The sequence below is a fragment of the Stenotrophomonas maltophilia complex sp. Om-AH-Sm3 genome, from assembly GCF_059337855.1.
On record NZ_JBYBLQ010000007.1, the window covers coordinates 123,251 to 146,389 of the forward strand.

Annotated in this window: 22 protein-coding genes and 1 tRNA gene; 5 read left to right on the plus strand and 18 right to left on the minus strand. The window is 67.8% G+C overall.

Features of this window, described 5'->3' with window-relative positions:
• Positions 1-216: 216 nt before the first annotated feature.
• On the minus strand, positions 217-894 hold the full coding sequence (locus AC10QF_RS10785; protein WP_494542174.1) for an SMI1/KNR4 family protein: 678 nt from the start codon (positions 892-894) through the stop codon (positions 217-219).
• A gap of 96 nt (positions 895-990) precedes the next feature.
• On the opposite strand from AC10QF_RS10785, the gene AC10QF_RS10790 reads away from it, so the two are divergent.
• A complete protein-coding gene (locus AC10QF_RS10790; protein ID WP_065185381.1) occupies positions 991-1,425 on the plus strand; it encodes a VOC family protein in 435 nt (144 codons plus the stop codon).
• Positions 1,426-1,551: 126 nt separating this feature from the next.
• On the opposite strand, the gene AC10QF_RS10795 is transcribed toward AC10QF_RS10790, so the two are convergent.
• Positions 1,552-2,436 carry a LysR family transcriptional regulator gene (locus tag AC10QF_RS10795; RefSeq protein WP_188217688.1) on the minus strand — a complete coding sequence of 295 codons (885 nt, stop codon included), beginning with the start codon at positions 2,434-2,436 and terminating at the stop codon, positions 1,552-1,554.
• A 107-nt stretch (positions 2,437-2,543) separates the two neighbouring features.
• On the opposite strand from AC10QF_RS10795, the gene AC10QF_RS10800 reads away from it, so the two are divergent.
• The gene (locus AC10QF_RS10800) at positions 2,544-3,602 is read left to right on the plus strand and encodes an NAD(P)-dependent alcohol dehydrogenase (RefSeq protein ID WP_111176753.1); all 1,059 of its coding nucleotides are present in this window, start codon (positions 2,544-2,546) and stop codon (positions 3,600-3,602) included.
• Positions 3,603-3,723: 121 nt separating this feature from the next.
• On the opposite strand, the gene AC10QF_RS10805 is transcribed toward AC10QF_RS10800, so the two are convergent.
• Positions 3,724-5,088 carry a glutamate--cysteine ligase gene (locus AC10QF_RS10805; RefSeq protein WP_139727650.1) on the minus strand — a complete coding sequence of 455 codons (1,365 nt, stop codon included), beginning with the start codon at positions 5,086-5,088 and terminating at the stop codon, positions 3,724-3,726.
• A gap of 152 nt (positions 5,089-5,240) precedes the next feature.
• On the opposite strand from AC10QF_RS10805, the gene AC10QF_RS10810 reads away from it, so the two are divergent.
• On the plus strand, positions 5,241-5,945 hold the full coding sequence (locus tag AC10QF_RS10810; RefSeq protein WP_069139202.1) for a VIT1/CCC1 transporter family protein: 705 nt from the start codon (positions 5,241-5,243) through the stop codon (positions 5,943-5,945).
• Positions 5,942-6,766, plus strand: coding sequence for a helix-turn-helix transcriptional regulator (locus AC10QF_RS10815; protein ID WP_494542175.1), 825 nt, complete (start codon positions 5,942-5,944; stop codon positions 6,764-6,766). Before AC10QF_RS10810 ends, AC10QF_RS10815 begins: the two co-directional genes overlap by 4 nt.
• Before the next feature lie 603 nt (positions 6,767-7,369).
• On the opposite strand, the gene pepQ is transcribed toward AC10QF_RS10815, so the two are convergent.
• The 7 genes from pepQ to rph all read right to left on the minus strand — a co-directional run bounded on the left by pepQ (position 7,370) and on the right by rph (position 14,616).
• Positions 7,370-8,701 (minus strand): Xaa-Pro dipeptidase, encoded by a 1,332-nt coding sequence (gene pepQ, locus AC10QF_RS10820; protein WP_494542176.1) that lies wholly within the window; start codon positions 8,699-8,701, stop codon positions 7,370-7,372.
• A 75-nt stretch (positions 8,702-8,776) separates the two neighbouring features.
• Entirely contained in the window at positions 8,777-9,151 is a 375-nt protein-coding gene (locus tag AC10QF_RS10825; RefSeq protein WP_171955734.1) for a PilZ domain-containing protein, read from the minus strand.
• Positions 9,148-11,427, minus strand: coding sequence for a DUF1631 family protein (locus tag AC10QF_RS10830; protein ID WP_494542177.1), 2,280 nt, complete (start codon positions 11,425-11,427; stop codon positions 9,148-9,150). The genes AC10QF_RS10825 and AC10QF_RS10830 overlap by 4 nt, the downstream gene beginning before the upstream one ends.
• Positions 11,428-11,628: 201 nt before the next feature.
• Positions 11,629-12,855, minus strand: coding sequence for a radical SAM family heme chaperone HemW (hemW, locus tag AC10QF_RS10835; protein ID WP_111128981.1), 1,227 nt, complete (start codon positions 12,853-12,855; stop codon positions 11,629-11,631).
• Between the two features lie 56 nt (positions 12,856-12,911).
• Entirely contained in the window at positions 12,912-13,508 is a 597-nt protein-coding gene (gene rdgB / locus AC10QF_RS10840) for an RdgB/HAM1 family non-canonical purine NTP pyrophosphatase (RefSeq protein ID WP_069139265.1), read from the minus strand.
• The gene (locus AC10QF_RS10845; RefSeq protein ID WP_005418968.1) at positions 13,505-13,894 is read right to left on the minus strand and encodes a VOC family protein; all 390 of its coding nucleotides are present in this window, start codon (positions 13,892-13,894) and stop codon (positions 13,505-13,507) included. The genes rdgB and AC10QF_RS10845 overlap by 4 nt, the downstream gene beginning before the upstream one ends.
• Positions 13,891-14,616 carry a ribonuclease PH gene (gene rph, locus AC10QF_RS10850; protein ID WP_494542178.1) on the minus strand — a complete coding sequence of 242 codons (726 nt, stop codon included), beginning with the start codon at positions 14,614-14,616 and terminating at the stop codon, positions 13,891-13,893. The genes AC10QF_RS10845 and rph overlap by 4 nt, the downstream gene beginning before the upstream one ends.
• A 124-nt stretch (positions 14,617-14,740) precedes the next feature.
• On the opposite strand from rph, the gene AC10QF_RS10855 reads away from it, so the two are divergent.
• On the plus strand, positions 14,741-15,601 hold the full coding sequence (locus AC10QF_RS10855; RefSeq protein ID WP_494542179.1) for a YicC/YloC family endoribonuclease: 861 nt from the start codon (positions 14,741-14,743) through the stop codon (positions 15,599-15,601).
• Positions 15,602-15,658: 57 nt separating this feature from the next.
• On the opposite strand, the gene selD is transcribed toward AC10QF_RS10855, so the two are convergent.
• From selD to fdxH, 8 genes are all read right to left on the minus strand, one after another.
• Positions 15,659-16,738, minus strand: coding sequence for a selenide, water dikinase SelD (selD, locus tag AC10QF_RS10860; RefSeq protein ID WP_494542180.1), 1,080 nt, complete (start codon positions 16,736-16,738; stop codon positions 15,659-15,661).
• A 26-nt stretch (positions 16,739-16,764) separates the two neighbouring features.
• Positions 16,765-16,860 (minus strand) — tRNA-Sec (locus AC10QF_RS10865).
• A gap of 24 nt (positions 16,861-16,884) precedes the next feature.
• Positions 16,885-18,816, minus strand: a complete 1,932-nt coding sequence (gene selB, locus AC10QF_RS10870; protein ID WP_494542181.1) for a selenocysteine-specific translation elongation factor — start codon at positions 18,814-18,816, stop codon at positions 16,885-16,887.
• A complete protein-coding gene (gene selA / locus AC10QF_RS10875) occupies positions 18,813-20,237 on the minus strand; it encodes an L-seryl-tRNA(Sec) selenium transferase (protein ID WP_494542182.1) in 1,425 nt (474 codons plus the stop codon). Before selA ends, selB begins: the two co-directional genes overlap by 4 nt.
• Positions 20,238-20,240: 3 nt before the next feature.
• Entirely contained in the window at positions 20,241-21,224 is a 984-nt protein-coding gene (gene fdhE / locus AC10QF_RS10880; RefSeq protein WP_069139269.1) for a formate dehydrogenase accessory protein FdhE, read from the minus strand.
• The gene (locus AC10QF_RS10885) at positions 21,205-21,507 is read right to left on the minus strand and encodes a hypothetical protein (RefSeq protein WP_494542183.1); all 303 of its coding nucleotides are present in this window, start codon (positions 21,505-21,507) and stop codon (positions 21,205-21,207) included. The genes fdhE and AC10QF_RS10885 overlap by 20 nt, the downstream gene beginning before the upstream one ends.
• A gap of 65 nt (positions 21,508-21,572) precedes the next feature.
• Positions 21,573-22,220, minus strand: a complete 648-nt coding sequence (locus tag AC10QF_RS10890) for a formate dehydrogenase subunit gamma (protein ID WP_005418959.1) — start codon at positions 22,218-22,220, stop codon at positions 21,573-21,575.
• Positions 22,217-23,134 carry a formate dehydrogenase subunit beta gene (gene fdxH, locus AC10QF_RS10895; protein ID WP_111178726.1) on the minus strand — a complete coding sequence of 306 codons (918 nt, stop codon included), beginning with the start codon at positions 23,132-23,134 and terminating at the stop codon, positions 22,217-22,219. The genes AC10QF_RS10890 and fdxH overlap by 4 nt, the downstream gene beginning before the upstream one ends.
• Between the last annotated feature and the right edge of the window lie 5 nt (positions 23,135-23,139).

A 23,139-nucleotide genomic window follows, 5' to 3' on the forward strand; every position in this document is an offset into this window, starting at 1 on the left:
GGGATAGTATATATGCAAAAAGCAGAAGGGTTGACGCAATAGGCTGCTTGGCAGCTCTACGCCGGGTGCCTGCAGAAACCAGATGCAGCCACCGCACTGTCCTAGATGCACGTCATCCGCCGCGAGCTGGCCCAGCTGCCGCCGGCCCATGCCATCTGGTCGTTCGATGATAGGTAGCTGGAGCACGACCGATGGCGGCGCTCCGGCCTACCGGGTTCAGGCATCCTCGCGCACGTAAGCGAACGACTCGTCCAACCGCTCGAAGCCGATCACATCAGCGACGATGGCCTGTGCGTCGTCTTCGCTGATGTTTCCTTCTTCAATATCGTCAACGCGGGCGAACAACCGCTGCAACGCCGCGAACTGGTCGCCGCGCAGGAACGACTGGTGGCTCTGCAGCCAGCGCTGCAGGTTGCCGGCCAGCTCGCCGTGCGACAGCAGCGTATACGGCGCTTGGTAGTCGGCAACGGCTTCGACCATCTTGCGGAACAGGAAATCCTGGTAGTTGGCGGCCAGCACATCGGCACGATCATCGTCATGCCACACCAGCACGACGGGCGGCTCGGCAGAACCGGGCGCGTTGCTCCAGAAGCAGTAGCTGTCGCCGCCGCCGGTCCGCGCAAACGGCAGGAGCTGCAGGTCGGGACGCAGGGGATTGTAGTGGTCCTCGGCGGTCAGCTCCTGCCACGCCTCCAGCAGCTCATCGTGTTCCAACGGCTCGTAATCCTGGGCGTATAGCAACACCGGTGGATCCGCCTGCAGCGTCGGGAACACCACCTCGGACCAATCCGGATGGGGAGTGCCCCAGCTCAACCGACCCGCTGCATGCAACTGCTTGAACAGGGGCGGGAAGGCCTGGCCGGTGGCCTGTTCGATGTCGGATAGCGCGCTCATGGATGTCCTTGTCGATGGAGGCCGCCCAGCTTGCCCGAATCCGCGCAGGAGATGAACCGGCAGCAGCAGGTGGCGGGACTAGACTGCAACCACCGGATGCTGGAAATCACTGCCGTGAACGCCACTGCCCGCAACTTCATCGTCAACATCGACGTGCCCGACCTGGCCGCGGCCGAAGCGTTCTACCTGGCCGCGTTCGGGTTGCGCATCGGTCGTCGGCTCGGTACCGGCGCGGTGGAACTGCTCGGTGGGCCAACACCGCTCTACCTGCTGCAGAACGAGGCTGGCAGCGCCGCCACCGAAGACGGCGATGTGCGTGACTACGAGCGCCACTGGACCCCGCTGCACCTGGACTGGGTGGTGGAAGACATCGATGCCGCGTTGATGCGTGCGGTCGCGGCCGGAGCGATGCTCGAGCAACCGGTGCGCGAGCGCCGCTGGGGCCGTATCGCGGTGCTGGCCGATCCGTTCGGGCACGGCTTCTGCCTGATCCAGTTCAGTGGCGAAGGCTACGACGCGCTGGTCGAGTGAATTGCCGTCTGCATTGCGGGCGCCAATCCACGCATGGCGCGGATCTACTGATCCGCTTCAAGCAACGCGTGGAGGCTGTCGTTCGGCAGTAGATCCACGCCATGCGTGGATACGCACCACCGCGCGTCACTCCCGCAGCATGTCGACGAACGCACGCAACGCTCCGGGCATCTGCCGTTGCTTCGGGTAGTACAGCGCAAACCCGGCGAACGGTTCGCTCCAGTCTTCCAGCACCGCCACCATCTGCCCTGATTCGATATACGGCCGCGCGGTGTCTTCCAGCACGTAGGCCAGGCCGATGCCATCAAGCACTGCACCGACCACGGTGCCCTGCTCGCTCAACGTCAGCCGGCCCGGCACGTCGATCTCCAGCGCTTGCCCGCTACGCTCGAACTGCCATTTGTACAGATGCCCGCTGGCAAAGCGGAAGCGGATGCATTCATGCGCGGCCAGGTCGCGCGGATGCAGCGGCGCCGGATGCCGCCGCAGGTAATCCGGCGAGCCGACGATCAGCCCGCGCAGCGGTGGCCCCATCGGCACCGCCACCATGTCCTCGGGCACGAACTCGTGCAGGCGCACGCCCGCGTCGTAGCCCTCGGCGACGATATCGACCAGCCCATCATTTTCGGTCAGCTCCACCCGCACGTCGGGATGAGCGTGCAGGAAGCGCGCCAGCCGAGGCCGCAGCTGGGTCGCCACCGCCGCGCGGGTGGCGTTGATGCGCAGCAGGCCGGCCGGGGCGGCGCGGAAGTGGTTCATTTCTTCCAACGCGTCATGCACCTGCCCCAGCGCCGGCTGCAAGCGCTCCAGCAGGCGCTGCCCGGCCTCGGTCAGGGCCACGCTGCGCGTGGTGCGGTGGAACAGGCCCACGCCCAGTCGTTCTTCCAGCGCGCGGATCGCATAGCTCACCGCCGAGGTCGACAGCGCCAGCTCGGCGCCGGCGCGGCGGAAGCTGCGGTGGCGGGCAACCGCCGCGAACGCGGCCAGGTGGGAAAGGTTGTCAGTGGCCATGATTGTGCAGTTTTACTTGATGAATCATGCCGATATCCATGCTTCTTGCCGTGGGGAACGCGGCGTATTGTAAAGCGCCTTTCGATAAACCCTGCCAAGGATTCCCCATGTCCCTCGCCCGTGGTTACGCCGCCCATTCCCATACCGCTCCGCTGGTCCCCTATGAGTTCGAACGCCGTGCGGTCGGTCCCGACGATGTGCGCATCGAGATCCTCTACAGCGGCATCTGCCACTCCGACCTGCACCAGGCCCGCGATGACTGGGGTGGCTCGATCTACCCGATGGTGCCGGGCCACGAGATCATCGGCCGCGTCACCGAGGTCGGCAGCAACGTCACCCGCTTCAAGGTCGGCGACCACGCCGGCGTCGGCTGCATGGTCGACTCCTGCCGCCACTGCGATGCCTGCGAGCACGACCTGGAGCAGTACTGCGCCGAGGGCGCGACCTGGACCTACAACGGCCGTGAACGCGAAAGCGGCGCGCCGACCTACGGCGGCTATTCCGACCACGTGGTGGTCGAGCAGCGCTTCGTGGTGAAGGTGTCCGACACCCTCGACCTGAAGGCCGCCGCCCCGCTGCTGTGCGCCGGCATTACCACGTGGTCGCCGCTGCGCCATTGGAAGGTCGGCCCGGGCCAGAAGGTCGGCGTGATCGGCCTCGGCGGCCTCGGCCACATGGGCGTGAAGTTCGCCAAGGCGCTCGGTGCGCACGTGGTGATGATCACCACCACCCCGGAAAAGGGCGCCGATGCCAAGCGCCTGGGCGCCGATGAGGTGCTGGTCTCGCGCGATGCGGCGCAGATGAAGGCGCACGCCGGCAGCTTCGACTTCCTGCTCAATACCATCCCGGTCAGCCATGACACCAATCCGTACATGGGCCTGCTCAAGCGCGAAGCCACCATGTGCCTGGTGGGCGTGCTGACCGAACTGGACCCGCCGCTGACCGGCGGCAGCGTGATCTTCGGCCGCAAGCACCTGACCGGCTCGGCGATCGGCGGCATGGCCGAAACCCAGGAAATGATGGACTTCTGCGCCGAGCACGGCATCGTCAGCGACGTCGAGATGATCGACATCAGGAACGTCAACGAAGCCTGGGAGCGCATGGCGAAGAACGATGTGCGCTACCGCTTCGTGATCGACATGGCGACGTTGAAGAACGCGGCCTGATGTAGGGCAGATGCGAAAAAGAAAAACCCCGGCAATGCCGGGGTTTCTTTCTGGTAGTGCCGGCCGCTGGCCGGCGCCCCCGCCTGGCTGCCGGCCAGCGGCCGGCACTACCGCAATCCACTCAGTACGCGAACTCGCGGAACACCGGATCGACGTCACCATGCCAGCGGCCATGGAACAGCGCCAGCTTGCGCTCGGCCGGGGTCAGGCCGGATTCGACGATCTCCTGCAGCACGTCCAGGAACTTGCTCTCGTCCTGGCCGTCGGCATTGCGCGCCGCACGGCGCTTGAGGCCTTCCACGGAAATCCTGACCGCTTCCCGCGCCAGGTCACGCACGGTGCCATTGCGGAACGGCAGGTTCATTGCATGCTTCGGCACGCCGTCACGCAGCGCATGGCGCTCGGCCAGGGTGAAGTCACGCACCAGGTCCCAGGCAGCATCCAGCGCAGTGTCGTCGTACAGCAGGCCCACCCAGAACGCCGGCAGCGCACACAGGCGGCTCCACGGGCCACCATCGGCGCCGCGCATTTCCAGATACTTCTTCAGGCGCACTTCCGGAAACGCGGTGGTCATGTGGTCCGACCAGTCGCGCAGGGTCGGCAACGCGCCCGGCAGCACCGGCAGCTTGCCCTGCATGAAGTCGCGGAAACTCTGCCCGCTGGCGTCGTGGTAGGTGCCGTCGCGATAGGAGAAGTACATCGGCACGTCGAGCAGGTAATCGACATAGCGCTCGTAGCCGAATCCATCCTCGAATACGAAGTCGAGCATGCCGGTGCGGTCGGCGTCGGTGTCGGTCCAGATGTGCGAGCGATAGCTCAGGTAGCCGTTCGGCTTGCCTTCGGTGAACGGCGAATCGGCGAACAGCGCGGTGGCGATCGGCTGCAGCGCCAGGGACACGCGGAACTTCTTCACCATGTCCGCTTCGGTGGCGTAGTCCAGGTTCACCTGCACCGTGCAGGTACGGGTCATCATGTCCAGGCCCAGCGAACCGACCTTGGGCATGTACGCGCGCATGATCTTGTAGCGGCCCTTCGGCATCCACGGCATTTCATCGCGCTTCCACTTCGGCTGGAAGCCCATGCCGAGGAAACCCAACTGCAGTTCGCCGGCCACCTGCGCCACTTCGTTGAGGTGGGTGCCGGTCTCCACGCAGGTCTGGTGGATGGTCTCCAGCGCCGCACCGGACAGCTCCAGCTGGCCGGCCGGTTCCAGCGTCACCGAGGCCCCATCGCGCAGCAGGGCGATGGTGCGGCCATTCTCCTGTACCGGCTCCCAGCCGAAGCGGACCAGGCCGTTGAGCAGTGCTTCGATGCCGCGCTCCCCCTCGAAGGTCGGCGGGCGCAGGTCATCCAGGCGGAACCCGAACTTCTCGTGCTCGGTGCCGATGCGCCACTGCGCGCGGGGCTTCTCGCCGGAGGCGATCACCTCCACCAGCTGCGAGCGGTCGGTAATGGGGGTATCGGCGACGTGGCTGGGGCTCGACAAGGGGAGGGCTCGCTGGACGGTGGCGGGGGATGTGGGGCTCGCGGCCTTCCATCGCAAGGGCGCACTATAGCGTGGCACCTCGTTGCGTCATGCGACGGTGACGGGTTTCAGCATCCTACCGACGCCCTCTTGACCCTCGTACACTCAACGTCATGAGCCGCCATTCACGACACCCCGAACTGCACCGCTCCGAGCGCGTCGGCTGGCTGCGTGCCGCCGTGCTGGGCGCCAATGATGGCATCGTCTCGGTGGCCGGCCTGGTGGTTGGCGTGGCCGCCGGCGGCGCCTCCGTTACCACCATCCTCGCCACCGGCGTGGCCGGCACCGTGGCCGGTGCGATGTCCATGGCCGCCGGCGAGTACGTCTCGGTACAGACCCAGGCCGACACCGAGGACGCAGACCTGGCAATGGAAAGGCGCGAGCTGCGCGAAAATCCGCACAGCGAGCTGGAGGAGCTGGCTTCGATCTACCGCCACCGCGGCTTGGAGCCTGCGCTGGCACGGCAGGTGGCCGAACAGCTCACCGCCCATGATGCGCTGGGTGCCCACGCCCGCGACGAACTGGGCATCACCGATACCCTGCGCGCCCGCCCGCTGCAGGCAGCGCTGGCCTCGGCCGGTGCGTTCACCTGCGGCGCGGCGCTGCCGGTCCTGACCGCCCTGCTCGCACCGGTCGACAGGGTCGCACTGATGACCACGGCCAGTACCCTGCTCGGCCTGTGCCTGACCGGCGCAGTGGCGGCCAGGGCCGGCGGCGCACCGCCGGTTCGCGGCGCGATCCGGGTGATGTTCTGGGGCGCATTGGCGATGGCCGCGGCGGCCGGCGTCGGTCGCCTGTTCGGTGCCCACGTGTCATGACCGCCATGCTGCCACCGGCCACCGCACTGCTGGCCGAGATGGCCAGCCTGGCCGGCTGCGCACGCGCCGAAGGTTATGCGTGCATCACCGCTCGGCGCGAACATGGCGCCAGCTCGGTGGAGATTCCACAACCACAGTTCGCGATCCTGCTGGAAGGACGCAAGCAGGTGCGTACCGCGCACCAGTCGCTGGAGTTCATGCCCGGCGACATCCTGCTGCTGACCCAGCGCTGCCGCATCGATGTGGTCAACACTCCCGACCCACGCAGTGGCCGCTACCTCAGCGCCATCGTGCCGCTGTGTGCCGAAGTGCTGGTGGCCGCACGCACGCTGTGGAGCGGGGAGCTTCCCGCCGCCGGTCATGCGATGGCGCGGCTGCCGTTGATCGATCATGGCGCGATGCTGCGCCAGTGGCGGCAATCTCTGCAGGACGGCCGTTACAGCGAAGCGCGGCTGGCCCTGGCCTCGTTGGTACTGACCCTGTGCCGGCAGGGCCACGGCAACCTGCTGCTGCCGCAGGCGCCGAGCCTGGGCGAACAGATCCGCGACCGCATCGCCGCCGAACCCGCTCGCGACTGGCAATCGCGCGATGTGGAAGCGCTGTTCGCGCTGAGCGGCGCGACCCTGCGCCGTCGGCTCGCCGCCGAGGACACCAGCCTGCGCCAGCTGCTCACCGAGGCCCGGCTGGCGCATGGCATGCAGCTGCTCTACACCACCGACCTGCCGCTGAAGACCGTGGCCGCACGCGCGGGCTACCGCTCTGCGGCCAGTTTCAGCAAGCGCTTTGCCGAGCAGTACGGGCTGGCTCCCACAGACATTTGAGGGGTTCGGCAGGGCTGCGCCCTGCACCCGCCAAAGCAAGTGCAAGAGCCGAAGCAACAGCCAAAGCAACAGCAACAGCGGCTATCCGTGGGATGGCGGGGCGGTGTGGGTGGGCAGGACACGCCGTAAACCCATCCATGGGGGCTCGATGGCGCCATCCATGGCGCCAACGGTCCTGCCCACCCACACCGCCCCGCCTCTGACAGATCCCGTGCGCTGTCGGTGGGTGCCGACCGTTGGTCGGCACATCTGTCTGACATCGAATGAATCATCCACGCATGGCGTGAATCTACTGGCAATTGCGGTTGTTGGCGCGCGCGGCTGTTGGTGGGTGTCGACCTTGGTCGACACAGAGCGAGCGCAGCGAGCGACCCGCTTCTGCTTTTCTTTTTTCTTTTCCGTGGTTGGACGCGCGCAGGAAACTGTCAAAGGTGGGGCGGGTAGGCCATGCAGGGGCGTTGGCGCCATGGATGGCGCCATCGAGCTTACAGGGACGTACTTGCAGCGTCCCCTGCATGGCCTACCCGCTCCGCCAAGCGCGCATCACGCATGATGCCAGTCGACTAACAGTCGACTCTACCTGAGCGTCACACCACGAGGGGCTCAGCCGTTCGCCGCCGCAAACGCCGGCCGCGTCAGGTTGTCCGCCTCGCCATCAGTGCACAGCACTTCGTCTTCGATGCGGATGCCGCCATACGGACGGAAGAAGTCCACGCGGTCCCAGTTGATCGCATCGCCGTGGCCGGCGTCCTTCACTTCGTTCAACAGCATGTCGATGAAGTACAGGCCCGGTTCGATGGTCACCACCATGCCCGGTTCCAGCACGCGGGTCAGGCGCAGGTACGGGTGGCCCGCCGGGCGCTCGATGCGGCCGCCTTCGTCGCTGGCCGCGAATCCGGCCACGTCGTGCACCTGCAGGCCGATCAGGTGGCCGATACCATGCGGGAAGAACGCGGCGCTGACGCCGGTCTCCAGCGCGGTCTGCGGCGAGACCTTGATCACGCCGAAGTCCTTCAGTACGCCCATCAGCGAAAGATGTGCGTCCACGTGCAGCTGCTTGTAGTCGAAGCCCGGGCGCACCGCTGCGCACATCTGCTGCTGGGCAGCGTCGACGGCGGCGATCATCGCCGCAAATTCGTCGTGGCCCTTCGCGGCGTAGGTGCGGGTGATGTCGCTGGCGTAGCCGTGGGCACTGGCGCCGGCATCGATCAGGAAGCTGCGCAGCGGTTGCGGTGCCTTGCGGCCCAGCTCGGTGTAATGCAGCACAGCGGCATGTTCATTCAGCGCCACGATGTTGCCGTACGGCAGCTCATTGGCATCCTGGCCGACTGCCTGGCAGTACGCCATGTGGATGCTGAACTCGTCGGCGCCATTGCGGAATGCGGCCTCCGCAGCGCGGTGGCCGCGCACGCCCAGCACCTGCGCCTGGCGCATCAGTGCGATCTCATACGGTGTCTTGCTGCCGCGGTGCCATTCCAGGTAATTCACCACCGGCGCCGGGTTGTTCGGTACGTAGTTGCCCAGCGCGCTCTGCGGCTCGCCGAGGATCGCGCAGCGCGATGGATCGGCCGGCAGCAGCGCCAGCGCGTCTTCCGGCTTGCGGATGATGTGGATGTCGAAGTGATCCACCCACCAGCCGCTGGGGGCATCCGGCACCACGTGCCAGTAGTCGAAGGGCTGGTGGAAGATCACCGCCGGGCGCTTGCCGGGGCTGAACACGATCCAGCTGTTGGGCACGCGGGTCAGCGGCAGCCAGGCCTTGAACTGCGGATTGACCGCGTACGGGTAGTCGCGATCATCGAACACCTGGTAGTGCAGAGTGCCGCTGGGCACCACCAGGTGGTCGAAGCCGCCGCGGGCCAGCGCCTGTTCGGCACGTCGGCACAGCACGGCCAGGTGGTCGGGATACAAGGCGCCGGGGTCTTGCTGGATCATTGCGGTGGCTCGACACGGAAAACGGCCCTAGATTCTGCCGCATAGCGGGAAAAACCGCTGTGCTGGAACCGGCACTCAGGCCGTCGAAACCGGCCCCTCGTCGCTGTCTTCGCCCACCCACCGGCGCAGCAGCTGCCGATGCTCGCGCGACAGGGTGAGGAAGCGGAAGCCGGTCCAGCTCTGTCCGGGGGCGTGTGCGGGTTCGCTCCACAGCAGGTGCACGCCCACGTCGATGTCCTGATGGCGGCCATCGCCCAGCGGCAAGGGGAAGCGCAACTGGTACAGCGCATCCTCGCGCAACGGTGCGCTGGCCAGCATCAGCATGCCGGTTTCGGAGATATTGCCGAGCCGGCCCACCACGCTTTCGCGCATCTGGTCGGTGACCGGTACCAGGTCCGAGACCTGGCGGCGCGGCGCGCGGCGGGTATCCTGCGGCGGTTGGGTGATCATGCGGAAGTCTCCTGCGTATGGCCGGCCGCCAGTGCACGCAATGCGCCAAGGCTGGCCTCCCAGGCACGGTCAACCAGCCGGGCCTTGTCCTCAGTGACCAGCTGCGCCTGGCCGGCACTGATCTGCCGGGCCAGCGTATCCAGGTCGGTATCGGCGATCTTCTGCCCGCGCGGATTGACCAGCAGGGCGTGGCCGGTCAGCAGGCTGTACCAGGACAGGCGCTGGCGGCGCAGTGTGCCATCGCCGGTATCGATGTCGAACCAGCTGCCGAAGGGCAGGGAGGACAGCTGCTGGTAAGCGGCTTCCTCGGCACTGCTGCGCGGTGTGGCGGGCGTCGTGCCGGCGGCCGTACCGGCGTGCTCGCCCAGGCGCGCGCGCGCCTTCAGGCGGGCACTGAGTTCGGTACGCGAGGTGCTCTCGTCCTCGCCGCCAGGCGTGGCCAGCCTGCGTGCGACGGCGGCGGCTTCCTCGGCGTGGTAGCCGACCTGCAGCAGGGCGGCCTCGACCTCGGCAGCAAGCGTTGCATCGGTGCCGCCGGGCGCATCAACGGGTTGCGCGGTGATGGTGGCAATGCGTTGGGTCTGCTGCAGGCGTTCCTGCCACTGCGGTGAATCGTCGCCGTGGCGCAGGCGGGTCAGGGTGAGGGCATCGGCCCAGGCCTGGCGCAGCAGGGTCTGCACGAAGCGGGGCGGCTCCTGCGCGTCGCAGCACTGGTCGATCTGTGCACTGGCCTGGCGCCGGGCCAGCTCCAGCCGCTCCTTGCCGCGTGCAGCTTCCACATGGCGGCGCTCGGCCAGCTCGGCGCGATGCGCTGCGGCGCGCTGATGCTGCTGCACGTCCTCGTTCGCGCTGGCGAAGGCCTCCGGCGCCCGCGCATCCTGGCCCAGCAGGCCCTGCACGCTCTGTGCCATGCGCTGCAGCAACTGCGGGTCGACATCATCGTCGCCCAGCCAGTTGGCGCCGACTTCGGCAATCTGGTTGAGCAGTTCGCGCGCGGGGTGCTCGTCGCGCACGAAGAAGCCGGGGTCGGCCATTGCCGCACGTGCCAGCGGCACCTGCAGGCGCGCCAGCAGGGCGGCCGGCACCGGGTCCGGACGCTGCTGCTGCTGCACCTGCTGCATCAGCATGCGCAGCAGGTCGAGGCTGTCGCGGTCGTGGCTGCCCAGCTGGGCCTGCGTGCCATGCTCGCTGCGCAGTTGCGCCACCACGGCTGCCTGCAGGTCGGCTACGCCGGTGGCGGCGCTGGACTGCGCCTGCAAGCGTGCGAGGACCGCATCCACGGCCGCGCTCGGCACTGCATCGCGATCCGCAGGTGCTGCGCTGGCATGGCGTGCCTGCTGCAGCAGCGCATGCAGCGCGCTGCCCGTGGAGGTGGTCAAGCCCGGCAAGGCCGCGCCGGCCGTGCTGTCATCCTGGAAAGCGTCCTGCACCAGGCTCGACCAGGAGCCGGCCGGTGCCGATCCGTTCCAGCCGGTCAGTGGCGCGGCGGCACGCTTTGCCGGCTGCGTGGCGCGACCACCGCCCACCGACTGGGTGATGATCCGCCGGGTGCTGGATGAACGCGCCAGATAGGGGGTGTAGACCAGGCCGGGCAGCACGCCGTGCTGGGCCAACAGGGCATTGGCACGGTCGAGGATGTCGCCCAGGCGTTCCAGCACCTGGCGTTCGAAGCTGCGGTACAGCGCCAGCTGAACGTCGACAGTGAGCGAATCCTGTTCGGCAATCCGGCGCAGCATGGCGCACAGTGCCTGTGGTGCCAGCGGCAGGGTGTCGGCCTCGAAGGCCGGTGCCGCCGCCAGTACGCCCAGGCGTTGGCCCAGCAGGTTCAGCGTGTTGGTCGAACGCAGCGTCTCCCGCCGCACCATCTCGGTCAGCAGCAGGTCGCGGTCCACTTCATGTTCATCGACCAGCGACAGCCCGAGCATGCCGGGCAGCGGCGGCGGCGTGGAACCTGGGTTGAAGTGGGCCGTGGGTTCGCGCAGCCGTATCAGCGCATCGGCCACGGCATCAAGCATGCGGTCAGCGAAATGACCGGAGAAGGCATGCAACTGGCCGCGCTGGGCCATCAGCTCCGCCTGCAGCTGCGGATTGCGCGCGCGATCCGCGTCGTGCAGCAGCGTCTGCTCCAACGCTTCGACGGTCAGGATCAGCGGCGCGGCCAGCGTTTGCCGGCACAAGCCGATCAAGGCGCCCAGCAGCTCACGCACCCGCGGTGGCAGGTCGCTGGCGGCCAGGCGGGTTTTGTCGGCAGAGGTAATGGAAAAGACAGCTGACATCGGCGAGCGGTACCCGGATTCCCGCGGATCGATCTTGTGAATCTACCGTGTCGGCCGCAGTCGGCGCTACTTTAGGGTGAACGTGTCTCGCGTCTGCTGGGGAGGGACGACGGATGAACGGTAGTGCCGGTCGCTGGCCGGCAGCGCTGTCTCCACCGGAGTGCCGGCCAGCGGCCGGCACTACCCGCTACGGCGCAAGGTCTATTCCTCCAGGAACAGGCTCACCACATCGTTGGTGAATCGGCGGCCCAGCTCGGTTGGCTGTACGTGGCCGTCCGCCACATCCAGCCAGCCGCGCTGGACGGCCTCGGCCAGCGGTGCGTCCAGCACGCTGCGTGGCAGCCCGGTACGCGACTCGAAATCGCGCAGGCCGAAACCTTCGTGCAGGCGCAGCAGGTTGAGCATGTACTCGAACGGCAGCCGCTCGGGTGCGATCACATCGTCGCCACCGAACGAGGCCGGGGTGCCCGCGCTGTCCAGGTAGGCCTGCGGGTGCTTCAGCTTCCAGCGGCGCAGCACGTGTTCTTCGGCACCCGAGCTGATCTTGCCGTGCGCGCCAGCACCGATGCCCAGGTAGTCACCGAAACGCCAGTAGTTCAGGTTGTGCGCACTCTGGCGGCCAGGGCGTGCGTAGGCGCTGACTTCGTACTGGTTGAAACCGGCCTGCGCCAGCAGCGTCTGGCAGTGCTCCTGCATGTCCCAGGCGTTGTCTTCATCGGGAATGCCCTGCGGCGGCCGCGCGAAGAACACCGTGTTCGGTTCCAGGGTCAGCTGGTAGTGCGAGATATGGGCCGGTTGCAGTGCAAATGCGCGTTCCAGATCGGCCTCGGCACCGGCCAGGGTCTGTTCCGGCAGCGCGTACATCAGGTCGATGTTGAAGTTGTCGTAGCCCGCGTCCTGCGCCATCTTCACCGCGCGCTCGGCTTCGCCACTGTCGTGGATGCGGCCCAGACGCTTGAGCATGGCATCGTCGAAACTCTGGATGCCGAAACTGAGGCGATTCACCCCGGCCGCGCGGTAGCGGTCGAAGCGGCCATGTTCGGCGGTGCCCGGGTTGGTTTCCAGGGTGATTTCGGCATTGGGCGCGAAGCGCAGGCGTGCGCTGGCCTGCTGCAGGAAACGGTCGATCGCTTCCGGCGGGAACAGGCTGGGGGTGCCGCCGCCGAAGAACACGCTGTGCACCACCCGGCCCCAGACCAGCGGCAGGTCCTGGTCCAGGTCACGCAGCAGCGCGTCGATGTAGGCGTCGAACGGCAGCTCGCCCTTGGCCTGGTGCGAATTGAAATCGCAGTAGGGGCATTTGCGCACGCACCACGGCAGGTGCACGTACAGCGACAGCGGTGGTGGCACCAGTCGCGGCGGGCTGTCGTGGTCAGCGGAGCAGGCTTCGCCCGGCAGGTGGTTGCAGTGGTCGTGGTCGTGCGGCATGGGCTTCTTCGGTAGTGCCGGCCACTGGCCGGCTTCCCTGGTTCGATCGGGTGGCGTCAGTACAGCGTCGCCAGCTGTTGCTTGAGCTGCTGCAGGGCAATGGCGCGGTGGCTGATGGCGTTCTTCAGCGACGGCTCCATTTCCGCGGCGGTCAGGCCGTGGGTGGGGTCCAGGAACACCGGGTTGTAGCCGAAACCATTCGTGCCGCGCAGTTCGCGGATGATCTGGCCTTCCCAGCGGCCTTCGCAGATCAGCGGCTGCGGGTCGGTGGCGTGGCGCAGCAGCACGATCACCGCATAGAACCGGGCGCTGCGCTGGCCGTCGGGAACATCGGCCATCGCGTCCAGCAGCTTGGCGTTGTTGGCCGCGGCGTTGGTCGGGTGGCCGGCATAGCGCGCGCTGTACAGGCCGGGCGCGCCGCCGAGTGCGTCGACGATCAGGCCCGAATCATCGGCCAGTGCCGGCAGGCCGGTCGCTTCGCAGGCCGCGCGTGCCTTCAGCAGCGCATTCTCGACGAAGGTCAGGCCGGTCTCTTCCACGTCGCCCAGGCCCAGTTCGGCGGCCGAGGTGATCTGCAGCGGCAGGTCGGCGAGGATCTCCTGCATCTCCACCAGCTTGCCGGCGTTGTGGCTGGCCAGTACCAGTTTCTTCATTGACGGGGCTCCAGCAGGTCCCAGGTGTTGCCATACAGATCGCGGAATACCGCGACCGTTGCATAGGGTTCTTCTCGCGGCGCTTCCAGGAACTCGACTCCCGCGGCAAGCATCGCCGCGTGGTCGCGGTGGAAGTCGTCGGTGTTGAGGAAGAAGGCGACGCGGCCACCGGTCTGGTTGCCGATGCGGCTGCGCTGCGCCTCGTCGCTGGCACGGGCCAGCAGCAGGGCGGCGGCGCTGCCGTCGGTCGGGCCGACCACCACCCAGCGCTTGTGGCCCTGGTCGATGTCCTCCAGCAGTGCGAAGCCGAGCTTGCCGGTGTACCAGGCAATGGCTTCGTCATAGTCGGCCACCACCAGGGTGGTCAGGGCAAGGCGCCGGTTCATGCCGACAGCGCCGCCTGCTGCGCGGCCAGCAGCTCGGCCACGCCCTTTTCGGCCAGGCCCAGCAGCGCGTCCAGTTCATCGCGACGGAAGGCGTGGCCTTCGGCGGTGCCCTGCAGTTCGATGAAGCCACCACCGTCGTTCATCACCACGTTCATGTCGGTGTCGCAGTCGCTGTCTTCGGCGTAGTCCAGGTCCAGCACCGGGGCGCCGCGGTACACGCCCACCGACACCGCGGCCACCGCGCCCAGGATCGGGTTGCGCTTGATGTCGCCACGCTTCATCAGCACGTTCACCGCATCGACCAGGGCCACGTAGGCGCCGGTGATGGCGGCGGTGCGGGTGCCACCGTCGGCCTGCAGCACGTCGCAGTCCAGGGTGATGGTGCGCTCGCCCAGCGCGTTGCGGTCCACGCACGCGCGCAGGCTGCGGCCGATCAGGCGCTGGATCTCCAGCGTGCGGCCGCCCTGCTTGCCGCGGGCCGCTTCGCGATCACTGCGGGTATGGGTGGCGCGCGGCAACATGCCGTACTCGGCGGTGACCCAGCCTTCGCCCTTGCCGCGCAGGAAGCCCGGCACGCGGTTCTCGACGCTGGCGGTGCACAGCACGCGGGTTTCACCGAAGCACACCAGCACCGACCCTTCGGCGTGGCGGGTGAAGCCGCGTTGGATGACGACCGGGCGGAGCTGGTCGGGCTGGCGGCCGCTGGGGCGGGAATCGGACATGGTGCGGGTTCCGTAATGGCGAGGGAGTACGCCGCCACGCCCGCGGCCTTCACGGGGCGGGCAAGGGGGCTCTGGTGAGGGCGCTAGGGTACCATTCCCCCTTTGCACGCACCGGACACATTCCATGATTCGAAGCATGACCGCCTATGCCGGCGGCGAGCGGGTCACCCCGTGGGGCACGCTGGGCTGCGAGCTGCGCTCGGTCAACCACCGCTTCCTGGAGGTCGGCACCCGCCTGCCCGAGGAACTGCGGGCGCTGGAACCGCAGCTGCGCGAGCGCATCGCCGCGCGCCTGAGCCGCGGCAAGCTGGATCTGGTGATGCGGCTGCGTGCGCCGGAAGCACCGGCCAACCTGCAGGTGGACGAGGCCCTGCTGGGCCAGCTCGGCCGCCTGGCGCACCGGCTGACCTCCGATTTCCCCAACCTGCAGGTCAGCTTCACCGAGCTGCTGCAGCTGCCCGGCGTGACCCGTGGCGAGGCCACCGATGCCGCGGCCCTGCAGGCCGAGGCACTGGCCCTGCTGGACCAGGTGCTGGACGGCTTCGTCGAGGCGCGTGAACGCGAAGGCGGCAAGTTGTCGGCGGCCATCAGTGAGCGCGTGGACGGCATCGAACGCATCGCCAACGAAGTGCGCACCTTGATTCCGGCCATTCGCGACGGCCAGCGCGCCAAGCTGGCTGCACGCCTGGCCGACCTGCCGCACCCGGTCGATCCCGGCCGCGCCGAGCAGGAACTGGTGCTGTGGCTGCAGAAGCTGGACGTGGATGAGGAGCTGGATCGCCTCGGCAGCCACATTGTCGAGATCCGCCGCGTGCTCAGGCAGCGCGAGCCGGTCGGCCGCCGCCTGGACTTCCTGCTGCAGGAGTTCAACCGCGAAGCCAATACGCTGGGCTCGAAGTCAGTGGACAGCCGTACGTCCAATGCCGCGGTGGAGCTGAAGGTGCTGATCGACCAGATCCGCGAACAGGTGCAGAACATCGAGTGATGTTGCATCCAGCATTACAGCAGGGGCGCCTTCGGGCGCCCTTCTCATTACAGCGTCTCAGCGGACGCTGACACCCGGCAGGCCCGCGCTCAATCGCCCCACGACGGCTGCCTGGCCGAACCCTGCGTCGTGGAAGCAGGCCAGCACCGCGTCCACCGCTTCCGGGGCGCAGGACACCAGCAGCCCACCGCTGGTCTGTGGGTCGGTCAGCAGCGGCTGCCAGTGTGCCGGCAACCCATCGGCGAAACGCACCTCCGCACCATACGAGGCCCAGTTGCGGTTGGACGCGCCGGTCAAGCAGCCGCGCTGCAGCAGCTCCAGGGCCTGAGGCAGCAGCGGCACCTGTGCGCTGTCCAACTCCGCAGCGACACCACTGGCGCGACACACTTCCAGCAGGTGGCCGAGCAGGCCGAAACCGGTGACATCGGTCATCGCGTGCACACCGTCCAGCGCAGCCAGGGCCACGCCCACGGTGTTCAGGCGGGTGGTCGACGCGATCATCTGCTGGTAGCCGTCGGCGTCCAGCACTTCTTTCTTCAGCGCCGACGAATACACGCCCACGCCCAACGGCTTGCCCAGCACCAGTACATCGCCGGCGCGGGCATCGGCATTGCGCCTGAGCCGCTGCGGGTCGAGCACGCCGATCGCGGCCAGGCCATAGATGGGTTCCACCGAATCGATGCTGTGGCCTCCAGCGACCACGATGCCGGCATCGGCGCAGGCACGCTCGCCGCCCTGCAGGATGCTGCGGATGGTCTCCTGCGGCAGCGTGTTGATCGGCATGCCGACGATGGCCAGCGCGAACAAGGGCCGTGCGCCCATCGCGTACAGGTCCGACAGCGCATTGGTGGCGGCGATGCGGCCGAAGTCGAACGGGTCGTCGACAATCGGCATGAAGAAATCGGTGGTGGCGACGATCGCCTGATGGTCACCGAGGCGGTACACCGCGGCGTCGTCGCTGGTCTCGCGGCCGACCAGCAGTTCGGCCGGTGCCGGAAGCGCTGGCACGCCACGCAGCAGTTCGGACAGCACGCCCGGCGCGATCTTGCAGCCGCAGCCGCCGCCGTGTGCCAGCGAAGTCAGTCGTTGCGGGGCATCGGCCGTTGAAGGGGCGGGGGACTGCGCGTGCGTGGCCATGCCGACATCTCCTGCGGAAACACCAATGGCGGAAGGCAGCAGGAGTCGAACCTACCAGGGAGCGATCGACGCCCCCTACTGGGTTTGAAGCCCAGCCGCATGCCCGGATGCGCATGCCTTCCGAAAGTACGGCGGCACCGGTGGGCTCAGTCGCGGGCTGCGTTCCACTGCAGGTCGCCGCGTGGCCGATGCTGGTCACCGACGCGTCGAGTGTAGCCAACGCGGTTGAAGAACTCCAAGATCTGGATGCTGCGCTTGCGGCCCAGGCCGATGGTATCGCGGAAGGTGGCCGCATCCACCGTGCCGGTGGCCTGCGACAGCTGCGCGACGATCGCGGCCAGCTCGGCAATGCGGGCCGGTGCATAGAACAGGTCCGGCACTACCTGGAACAGTTCGCCACGCGCGGTGGCGCGGCGCAGGATGGCGCGGACCTCGTCTTCGGCCAGACCAACGTCGGTGGCCAGCGTGCGCACCCACGGTGGATCGAAGAGACCGGCGTGCAGCTGCGGCAGCACGCGTTCGAGCAGAAGTCGTTCGCGTTCCGGTGGCGCATGGTCATGGCCGGGCAGGCGCCACCAGGCGCCCACGCGCTGCACGCTGCCGTCGTCCAGCAGGCCCTGCAGCAGGGCATTCCACAGGCTCGCTGCAAGCGCGGGCAGCGTACTGCGCTGCAGGCGCCCGCTATCAACACCGGGCTCGTCCGGACGTCGCTCGTGCCAGCTGCGCAGCGACGTGATCACCTGTTCGCGAAGCGCCTGCCAGTGCGAAGCAAGGATGACCACCGTGTCTTCGCGGGTGACGATGCGCCGCGTGCCCGCAGGAAGATCGATCCGGTCGGCCGCGCGCCGGCAGTAGCGTTGCAGGGCGGCCATGGCTATGCCGAAGGAAGCCTGCTGCAACAGCGGGCCGATTCCCGCACCTGTGGCCAGTTGCTCCAGTGCGCCCAGCCAGGCGAGCCGTGCCGGGCTGCGCCGGCGCCGCTGTGGCGGGTCCGGATCGAGCACGATGCCACCACCCAGCGTGCGGACGGCCGCTGAATCACGGGCGATGAAGCGATCACCGCACATCGCGCAGACCGGTGCATCGAACACCAGTTGCACCAACTGTCCGTCGCCGTGATCGACGTCCTCCAGCAGCACCACATGGGCCTGCCGGTGCATCGTGCCCCAGTGGATGTGCAGCGGCGCCCAGTCGCGCAACGGTGTTGCCAGTGCGGAAAGCCGCAGGCGTACGTCGACGCGACGGGTCGCCAGCAGGGCGCGCGGGTCGGCGATCCAGTCGCCACGGTGGATGTCGTCGCGGGCGATGGCAGCCAGGTTCAACGCGCAGCGCTGCCCGGCCATGGCGTGTTCGCTGGCCTGGTTCTGCGCGTGGATGCTGCGTACGCGCACGTCAGTGGCGGCCGGCATCAGCTGCAGATGCTCACCCATGGCAGCGATGCCGCCGTGCACTGCGCCGGTCACCAGCGTGCCGTGGCCGGCCAGCGAGAACACGCGGTCCACCGGCATGCGGAACAGCTCGCTGCGCAGTTCGGCCTGGCGCGTGTTGGCGTTGTCCGACGCCCACGCGTGCAGCTGGGTACGCAGCGCGTTGATGCCAGAATCGTCGAGTGCGGTGCTGTTGCAGGCGAATACGGGGGAATCCTGCAGCGGCGTTCCGGCCAGCAGCGCGGCGATCTCGATCTCGACCCGGGCCAGGCGCGCGGCGTCCACGCGGTCGATCTTGGTCAGAGCGACTGCACCGCGATCCACGCCCAGCAGTTGCAGGATTGCCAGGTGCTCGCGGGTCTGCGGCATCACACCGTCGTCGGCGGCGATCACCAGCAGGGCGACATCGATGCCGGTGGCGCCGGCCACCATCGTATGCACGAAGCGTTCATGGCCCGGCACATCGACGAAGCCCAGCGTCGCCTCGGCACTCCCGCCGCCTGTGCTTTCCACCGGGACATAGGCATAGCCCAGCTCGATGGAGATACCGCGCGTGCGTTCTTCCTGCAGGCGATCGGTTTCGATGCCGGTCAGTGCGCGCACCAGGCTGGTCTTGCCATGGTCGATATGCCCGGCGGTGCCGACGATCATGCCTGCAGCGTGCTCCATTGCGCGAGGAAGGCGGCTTCGTCGGTGGGTTCCAGGCAGCGCAGGTCCAGCCACAGCGCGTCATCGGCAATGCGGCCCAGCACCGGCCGCGGCAGCTGGCGCAAGCGCTTGGCCAAGCGATCCAGCCCGCCGCGGCGCGCGCTGGTAACGCGCAGTCCGGCGCTTGCCAGCTGCGCCTGTGGCTGCGCGCCGCTGCCGATCTGGCTGTACATCGAGGCCCGTTCAAGCGCGTAGTCGGCGGCCAGCGACGCGCGCATCGGCTGCAGCAGGCGGTGTGCCTGCTCGTCGATGTCATCCCGCAGGCGCGAAAGGCTGCGCAGGGTCGGCAGCCGCAGTGCCAGCCGTTCCGGTTCGCGGTACAGGGCCAGCACGGCTTCCAGCGCGGCCAGGCCCATCTTGTCCATGCGCAGGGCACGCTTGAGCGGGTTGCGGTTGATCCGTGCGATCAGGTCGGCGCGGCCGGCGATGATGCCGGCCTGTGGCCCGCCCAGCAGCTTGTCGCCACTGAATGAGACCAGGTCGGCACCGGCCGCCAGTGTTTCCTGCACGGTGGGCTCGTGCGGCAGGCCGAAGGCCGCCAGATCGCACAGGCTGCCACTGCCCAGGTCCACCACCAGCGGCAGGCCGTGCTCGTGCGCGATCGCAGCCATCGCCGCAGTGTCGACCTTGGCAGTGAAGCCGGTGATCGCGTAGTTGCTGGCATGCACTTCCATCAGCAACGCGGTACGTGCGCCGATGGCATGGGCGAAGTCGGCCGGGTGGGTACGGTTGGTGGTACCCACTTCCAGCAGTCGCGCGCCGGCGCTGCGCATCACATCGGGAATGCGGAAGGCACCGCCGATCTCCACCAGTTCGCCGCGCGACACCACCACCTCGCGGCGGTTGGCCAGGCTGTTGAGCAGCAGCAGGACCGCCGCCGCATTGTTGTTGACCACGGTGGCGGCTTCGGCGCCGGTCAGTTCGCAGACCAGCGCCTGCACCCGTGCATCGCGGTCGCCGCGGCGGCCGCGGGTGATGTCGAATTCCAGATCGACCGGCGCGGTCATCGCGCGGGTGACCGCCTGCACGGCGGCATCGGGCAACAGGGCGCGGCCCAGGTTGGTGTGCAGCACGGTGCCGGTCAGGTTGAACATCGGCTTCAGGTCCAGCCGTGCATCGGCCGCCAGTGCGGCGTCGAGCGCCGCGACCAGCGACGGGCCGTTGATGGCCTGTTCGAGGCGTTCGGCCGAGAGCTGCGCGGCGCGGATACGGTCGCGTAGTTCCTGCAGGTGTGCGCGCAGTAGTTGGGTGATGCGGCTGCGGCCGTGGCGTTCGATCATGGCCGACAACGCAGGCAGGCGCAGCAGCCGGTCCAGCGAAGGCAGGGCGGCGGCCGATGCCGGCGTGGCGTGCGTGCGTGGCATAGGTCAGTCGCCGTCGGATTGCCACAGCAGCGGGTTCTGGCTGGCGCGCGCATAGCCTTCCTCGGCCAGCAGCAGGTCCAGCGCCAGCGTGCCGAGGTCATCGGCCACCGGCTCCAGTGACGGATCTTTCTCCAGGTACAGGATCTTGCGATAGCTGTGGCAGTGGTCGCAGGTCTCGGCGCGCACCGCACTCTCGCGCACCGCCTCGCCGCTGTCACCGTCCACCTCGGCCAGGGCGCGATAGGCAATGTCCTTGCCGGCGGCGCCGCACTGGCTGCACTGCACGCGCACGTAATGCCACTGGCAGGCACACAGCGAGCACGACAGGTAGCGATAGGCGGCGTAGGGCGGGCGCGCCTGCACCACGCTGGCCACCGGCAGCGTGCCACAGAGCGGGCACAACCCTGGCGCATCGGCCAGCGGCTTCAGGTCGGTCGGATGGAAGCTGGCGGCGAGCACCGCCCAGTACAACTGCAGCGCGTTCATCACCAGCAGCGCAGCGACGGCGTCGACCGAGGGCGCGTCATCGCGTTCCAGCACCGCATGCGCCTGTGCATCCAGCCACGCATCATCAGCGGCGGCGACGCGCTGTAGTTCCTGCCGGGTTTCCACAGGCAGCCCGGTTTCGTCGGCACAGTGCCGGCACAGCGTGCGCAGCCAGTCGCGCCAGCGCCCATCCAGTTGCAGTGTGTTGGCCGGCCGCAACGGCATGCCGGCGCTAGCCGCCGCGCTCGACTGCTGCGCGCGCGCCTGTGCCTGAAGCCCCTCGCGTTGCTGCGGCGTCAACTCATCCAGCAGCGCCTGCTGCGCATCGGCCAGCGCCGCCAGCAGCTGCAGGTAGCCACCGATGGCACTGTGTGCGGCCAGGCTGCGCAGGCGTGCCGCGCGCGTAGCGAACAGTGACCCGGTATCAGGCAGGATGATGCGCGGCACATCGCGCGAGGCGAGCGTCTCGATCTCACCGGGTTCAAGGATGCGTTGCGCCATGCAGGGCCAGCCGGAAGAACCAGGCTCCATCCTCGCTGTTGTCGGCGCTGGCGTCCAGCGTGTTGCCGGCCATTTGAAAGGTTGGGGTCAGAACCGTTTTCCACAGGAAAACGGTTCTGACCCCATCGGTTGGTTGAAAGTGGATCCCGAGCGTTGGTCGGGATTCGATCAGTGCCGACCAACGGTCGGCACCCACCGACAGATCGCGGCCAACTGTCAGCGGCTGGGCCGGGCCCCGGAGGGGTACTTGCAGCGTCTCCCGCAACCGGATCCACCCCGCCATCCCACGGCTAGCCGCTGTTGCTGTTGCCTTGGCTTGAAGCGGGTGCAGGGCCGCAGGCCCTGCAGCTACCCCTGTTCCCGCCGCCCGCGCAGGATGTCCCGGAACCACTGTCGGTGGTGCTTGTACGCCCACCCATAGGTCACCTTGCCCTGGGTCATCGCCCGCACCGACCCCTTGATCCAGATCGCCGCATAGATGTGCACCACGATCGCGCAGATCAGCACCCAGCCGAACAACGCATGGGCGAGCACCGAGAAGCGGATCACCCCGATCGGGAAAAAATGGCTGAAGTACTGCCGCCAGATCACGAAGCCGGTCAGCAACAGTGCCGACAGGCAGCCGATGATGGCCCAGAACAGCAGCTTCTGGCCGGCATTGAAGCGACCGACCGGCGGCAGCTTTTCATCCTCGTTGCGCAGTACATCGCGCATGCCGCGCATCCACGCGCGGTCGTCGGCGGTCGGCAGATTGTCGCGCCACATGCGCAACGCCAGCAGCGCAAAGCCCACCACCATGGCCAGGCCGATGAACGGATGCAGGATACGCGTCCACGGTCCGCCACCGAACAGCTGGGTCAACGGGAACAGGGCAGGGTGGAACAACGCCAGCCCGGACAGCGCGGTCAGCACGAAGCAGATCGCCACGATCCAGTGGTTGATGCGGGTCGGCGCGCGGTAACGGATGATCTGCCGCGGGTGCGGGGCGTACTTCATGGCCGCTGCTCCTCTTCGATCTTCTTCGCCTCGTGCTCGGCTTGTTCTTCTTCCTCGTCATTGACCGTGTTGCGGCCGATGCCGATGTAGTGCAGGAAGCCAGCAAAGGCCGTGGCGGCGATCGCCAGCACGCCCAGCGGCTTGGCTACGCCCTTCCAGACTTCCACCATCGGGCTGATGCGCGGGTCCTTGGGCAGGTCGGCGTAGAGCTCGGGCTTGTCCACATGCTGCAGCACGTACATCACGTGGGTACCGCCGACGCCCTGCGGGTCGTACAGGCCGGCGTTTTCATAGCCGCGTGATTTCAGGTCTTCCACGCGTCCGGCGGCGTGCTCGGTCATCGCCTGTTTGCTGCCGAAGGTGATCGCCCCGGTCGGGCAGGTCTTCACGCAGGCCGGCTCCTGGCCGACCGCCACCCGGTCCGAACACAACGTGCACTTGTACGCCTTGTGGTCCTTCTTGGAGATGCGCGGCACATCGAACGGGCAGCCGGTCACGCAGTAGCCGCAGCCGATGCAGTTCTCTTCCTGGAAGTCGACGATGCCGTTGGCATACTGGATGATCGCGCCGGGCGACGGGCAGGCCTTCAGGCAGCCCGGGTCGCTGCAGTGCATGCAGCCCTCCTTGCGGATCAGCCACTCCAGCTTGCCCTTCTCGTCCTCGTACTCGCGGAACTTCATCACCGTCCACGACTGTTCGCTCAGATCGGGCGGGTTGTCATAGCTGCCAACGCAGCTGCCCACTTCGTCGCGCAGGTCGTTCCACTCCATGCAGGCGACCTGGCAGGCCTTGCAGCCGATGCACTTGCTCACATCGATCAGCTTGGCGACCTGGCCGGTGTGCGCACCGCGCGCCTCCGGTGAGGGCGTGGTGGTGGCCGAGCGGCGGATGATGTCCAGCGATTGCAGTGACATGGCGT

Excerpts from the sequence above, each read along its gene's own strand:
- AC10QF_RS10785 (WP_494542174.1), bottom strand. The coding sequence starts at position 894 with ATGAGCGCGCTATCCGACATCGAACAGGCCACCGGCCAGGCCTTCCCG.
- AC10QF_RS10790 (WP_065185381.1), top strand. The coding sequence starts at position 991 with ATGCTGGAAATCACTGCCGTGAACGCCACTGCCCGCAACTTCATCGTC.
- AC10QF_RS10795 (WP_188217688.1), bottom strand. The coding sequence starts at position 2,436 with ATGGCCACTGACAACCTTTCCCACCTGGCCGCGTTCGCGGCGGTTGCC.
- AC10QF_RS10800 (WP_111176753.1), top strand. The coding sequence starts at position 2,544 with ATGTCCCTCGCCCGTGGTTACGCCGCCCATTCCCATACCGCTCCGCTG.
- AC10QF_RS10810 (WP_069139202.1), top strand. The coding sequence starts at position 5,241 with ATGAGCCGCCATTCACGACACCCCGAACTGCACCGCTCCGAGCGCGTC.
- AC10QF_RS10815 (WP_494542175.1), top strand. The coding sequence starts at position 5,942 with ATGACCGCCATGCTGCCACCGGCCACCGCACTGCTGGCCGAGATGGCC.
- pepQ (WP_494542176.1), bottom strand. The coding sequence starts at position 8,701 with ATGATCCAGCAAGACCCCGGCGCCTTGTATCCCGACCACCTGGCCGTG.
- AC10QF_RS10825 (WP_171955734.1), bottom strand. The coding sequence starts at position 9,151 with ATGATCACCCAACCGCCGCAGGATACCCGCCGCGCGCCGCGCCGCCAG.
- AC10QF_RS10830 (WP_494542177.1), bottom strand. The coding sequence starts at position 11,427 with ATGTCAGCTGTCTTTTCCATTACCTCTGCCGACAAAACCCGCCTGGCC.
- hemW (WP_111128981.1), bottom strand. The coding sequence starts at position 12,855 with ATGCCGCACGACCACGACCACTGCAACCACCTGCCGGGCGAAGCCTGC.
- rdgB (WP_069139265.1), bottom strand. The coding sequence starts at position 13,508 with ATGAAGAAACTGGTACTGGCCAGCCACAACGCCGGCAAGCTGGTGGAG.
- AC10QF_RS10845 (WP_005418968.1), bottom strand. The coding sequence starts at position 13,894 with ATGAACCGGCGCCTTGCCCTGACCACCCTGGTGGTGGCCGACTATGAC.
- rph (WP_494542178.1), bottom strand. The coding sequence starts at position 14,616 with ATGTCCGATTCCCGCCCCAGCGGCCGCCAGCCCGACCAGCTCCGCCCG.
- AC10QF_RS10855 (WP_494542179.1), top strand. The coding sequence starts at position 14,741 with ATGATTCGAAGCATGACCGCCTATGCCGGCGGCGAGCGGGTCACCCCG.
- selD (WP_494542180.1), bottom strand. The coding sequence starts at position 16,738 with ATGGCCACGCACGCGCAGTCCCCCGCCCCTTCAACGGCCGATGCCCCG.
- selB (WP_494542181.1), bottom strand. The coding sequence starts at position 18,816 with ATGATCGTCGGCACCGCCGGGCATATCGACCATGGCAAGACCAGCCTG.
- selA (WP_494542182.1), bottom strand. The coding sequence starts at position 20,237 with ATGCCACGCACGCACGCCACGCCGGCATCGGCCGCCGCCCTGCCTTCG.
- fdhE (WP_069139269.1), bottom strand. The coding sequence starts at position 21,224 with ATGGCGCAACGCATCCTTGAACCCGGTGAGATCGAGACGCTCGCCTCG.
- AC10QF_RS10885 (WP_494542183.1), bottom strand. The coding sequence starts at position 21,507 with ATGGCGGGGTGGATCCGGTTGCGGGAGACGCTGCAAGTACCCCTCCGG.
- AC10QF_RS10890 (WP_005418959.1), bottom strand. The coding sequence starts at position 22,220 with ATGAAGTACGCCCCGCACCCGCGGCAGATCATCCGTTACCGCGCGCCG.
- fdxH (WP_111178726.1), bottom strand. The coding sequence starts at position 23,134 with ATGTCACTGCAATCGCTGGACATCATCCGCCGCTCGGCCACCACCACG.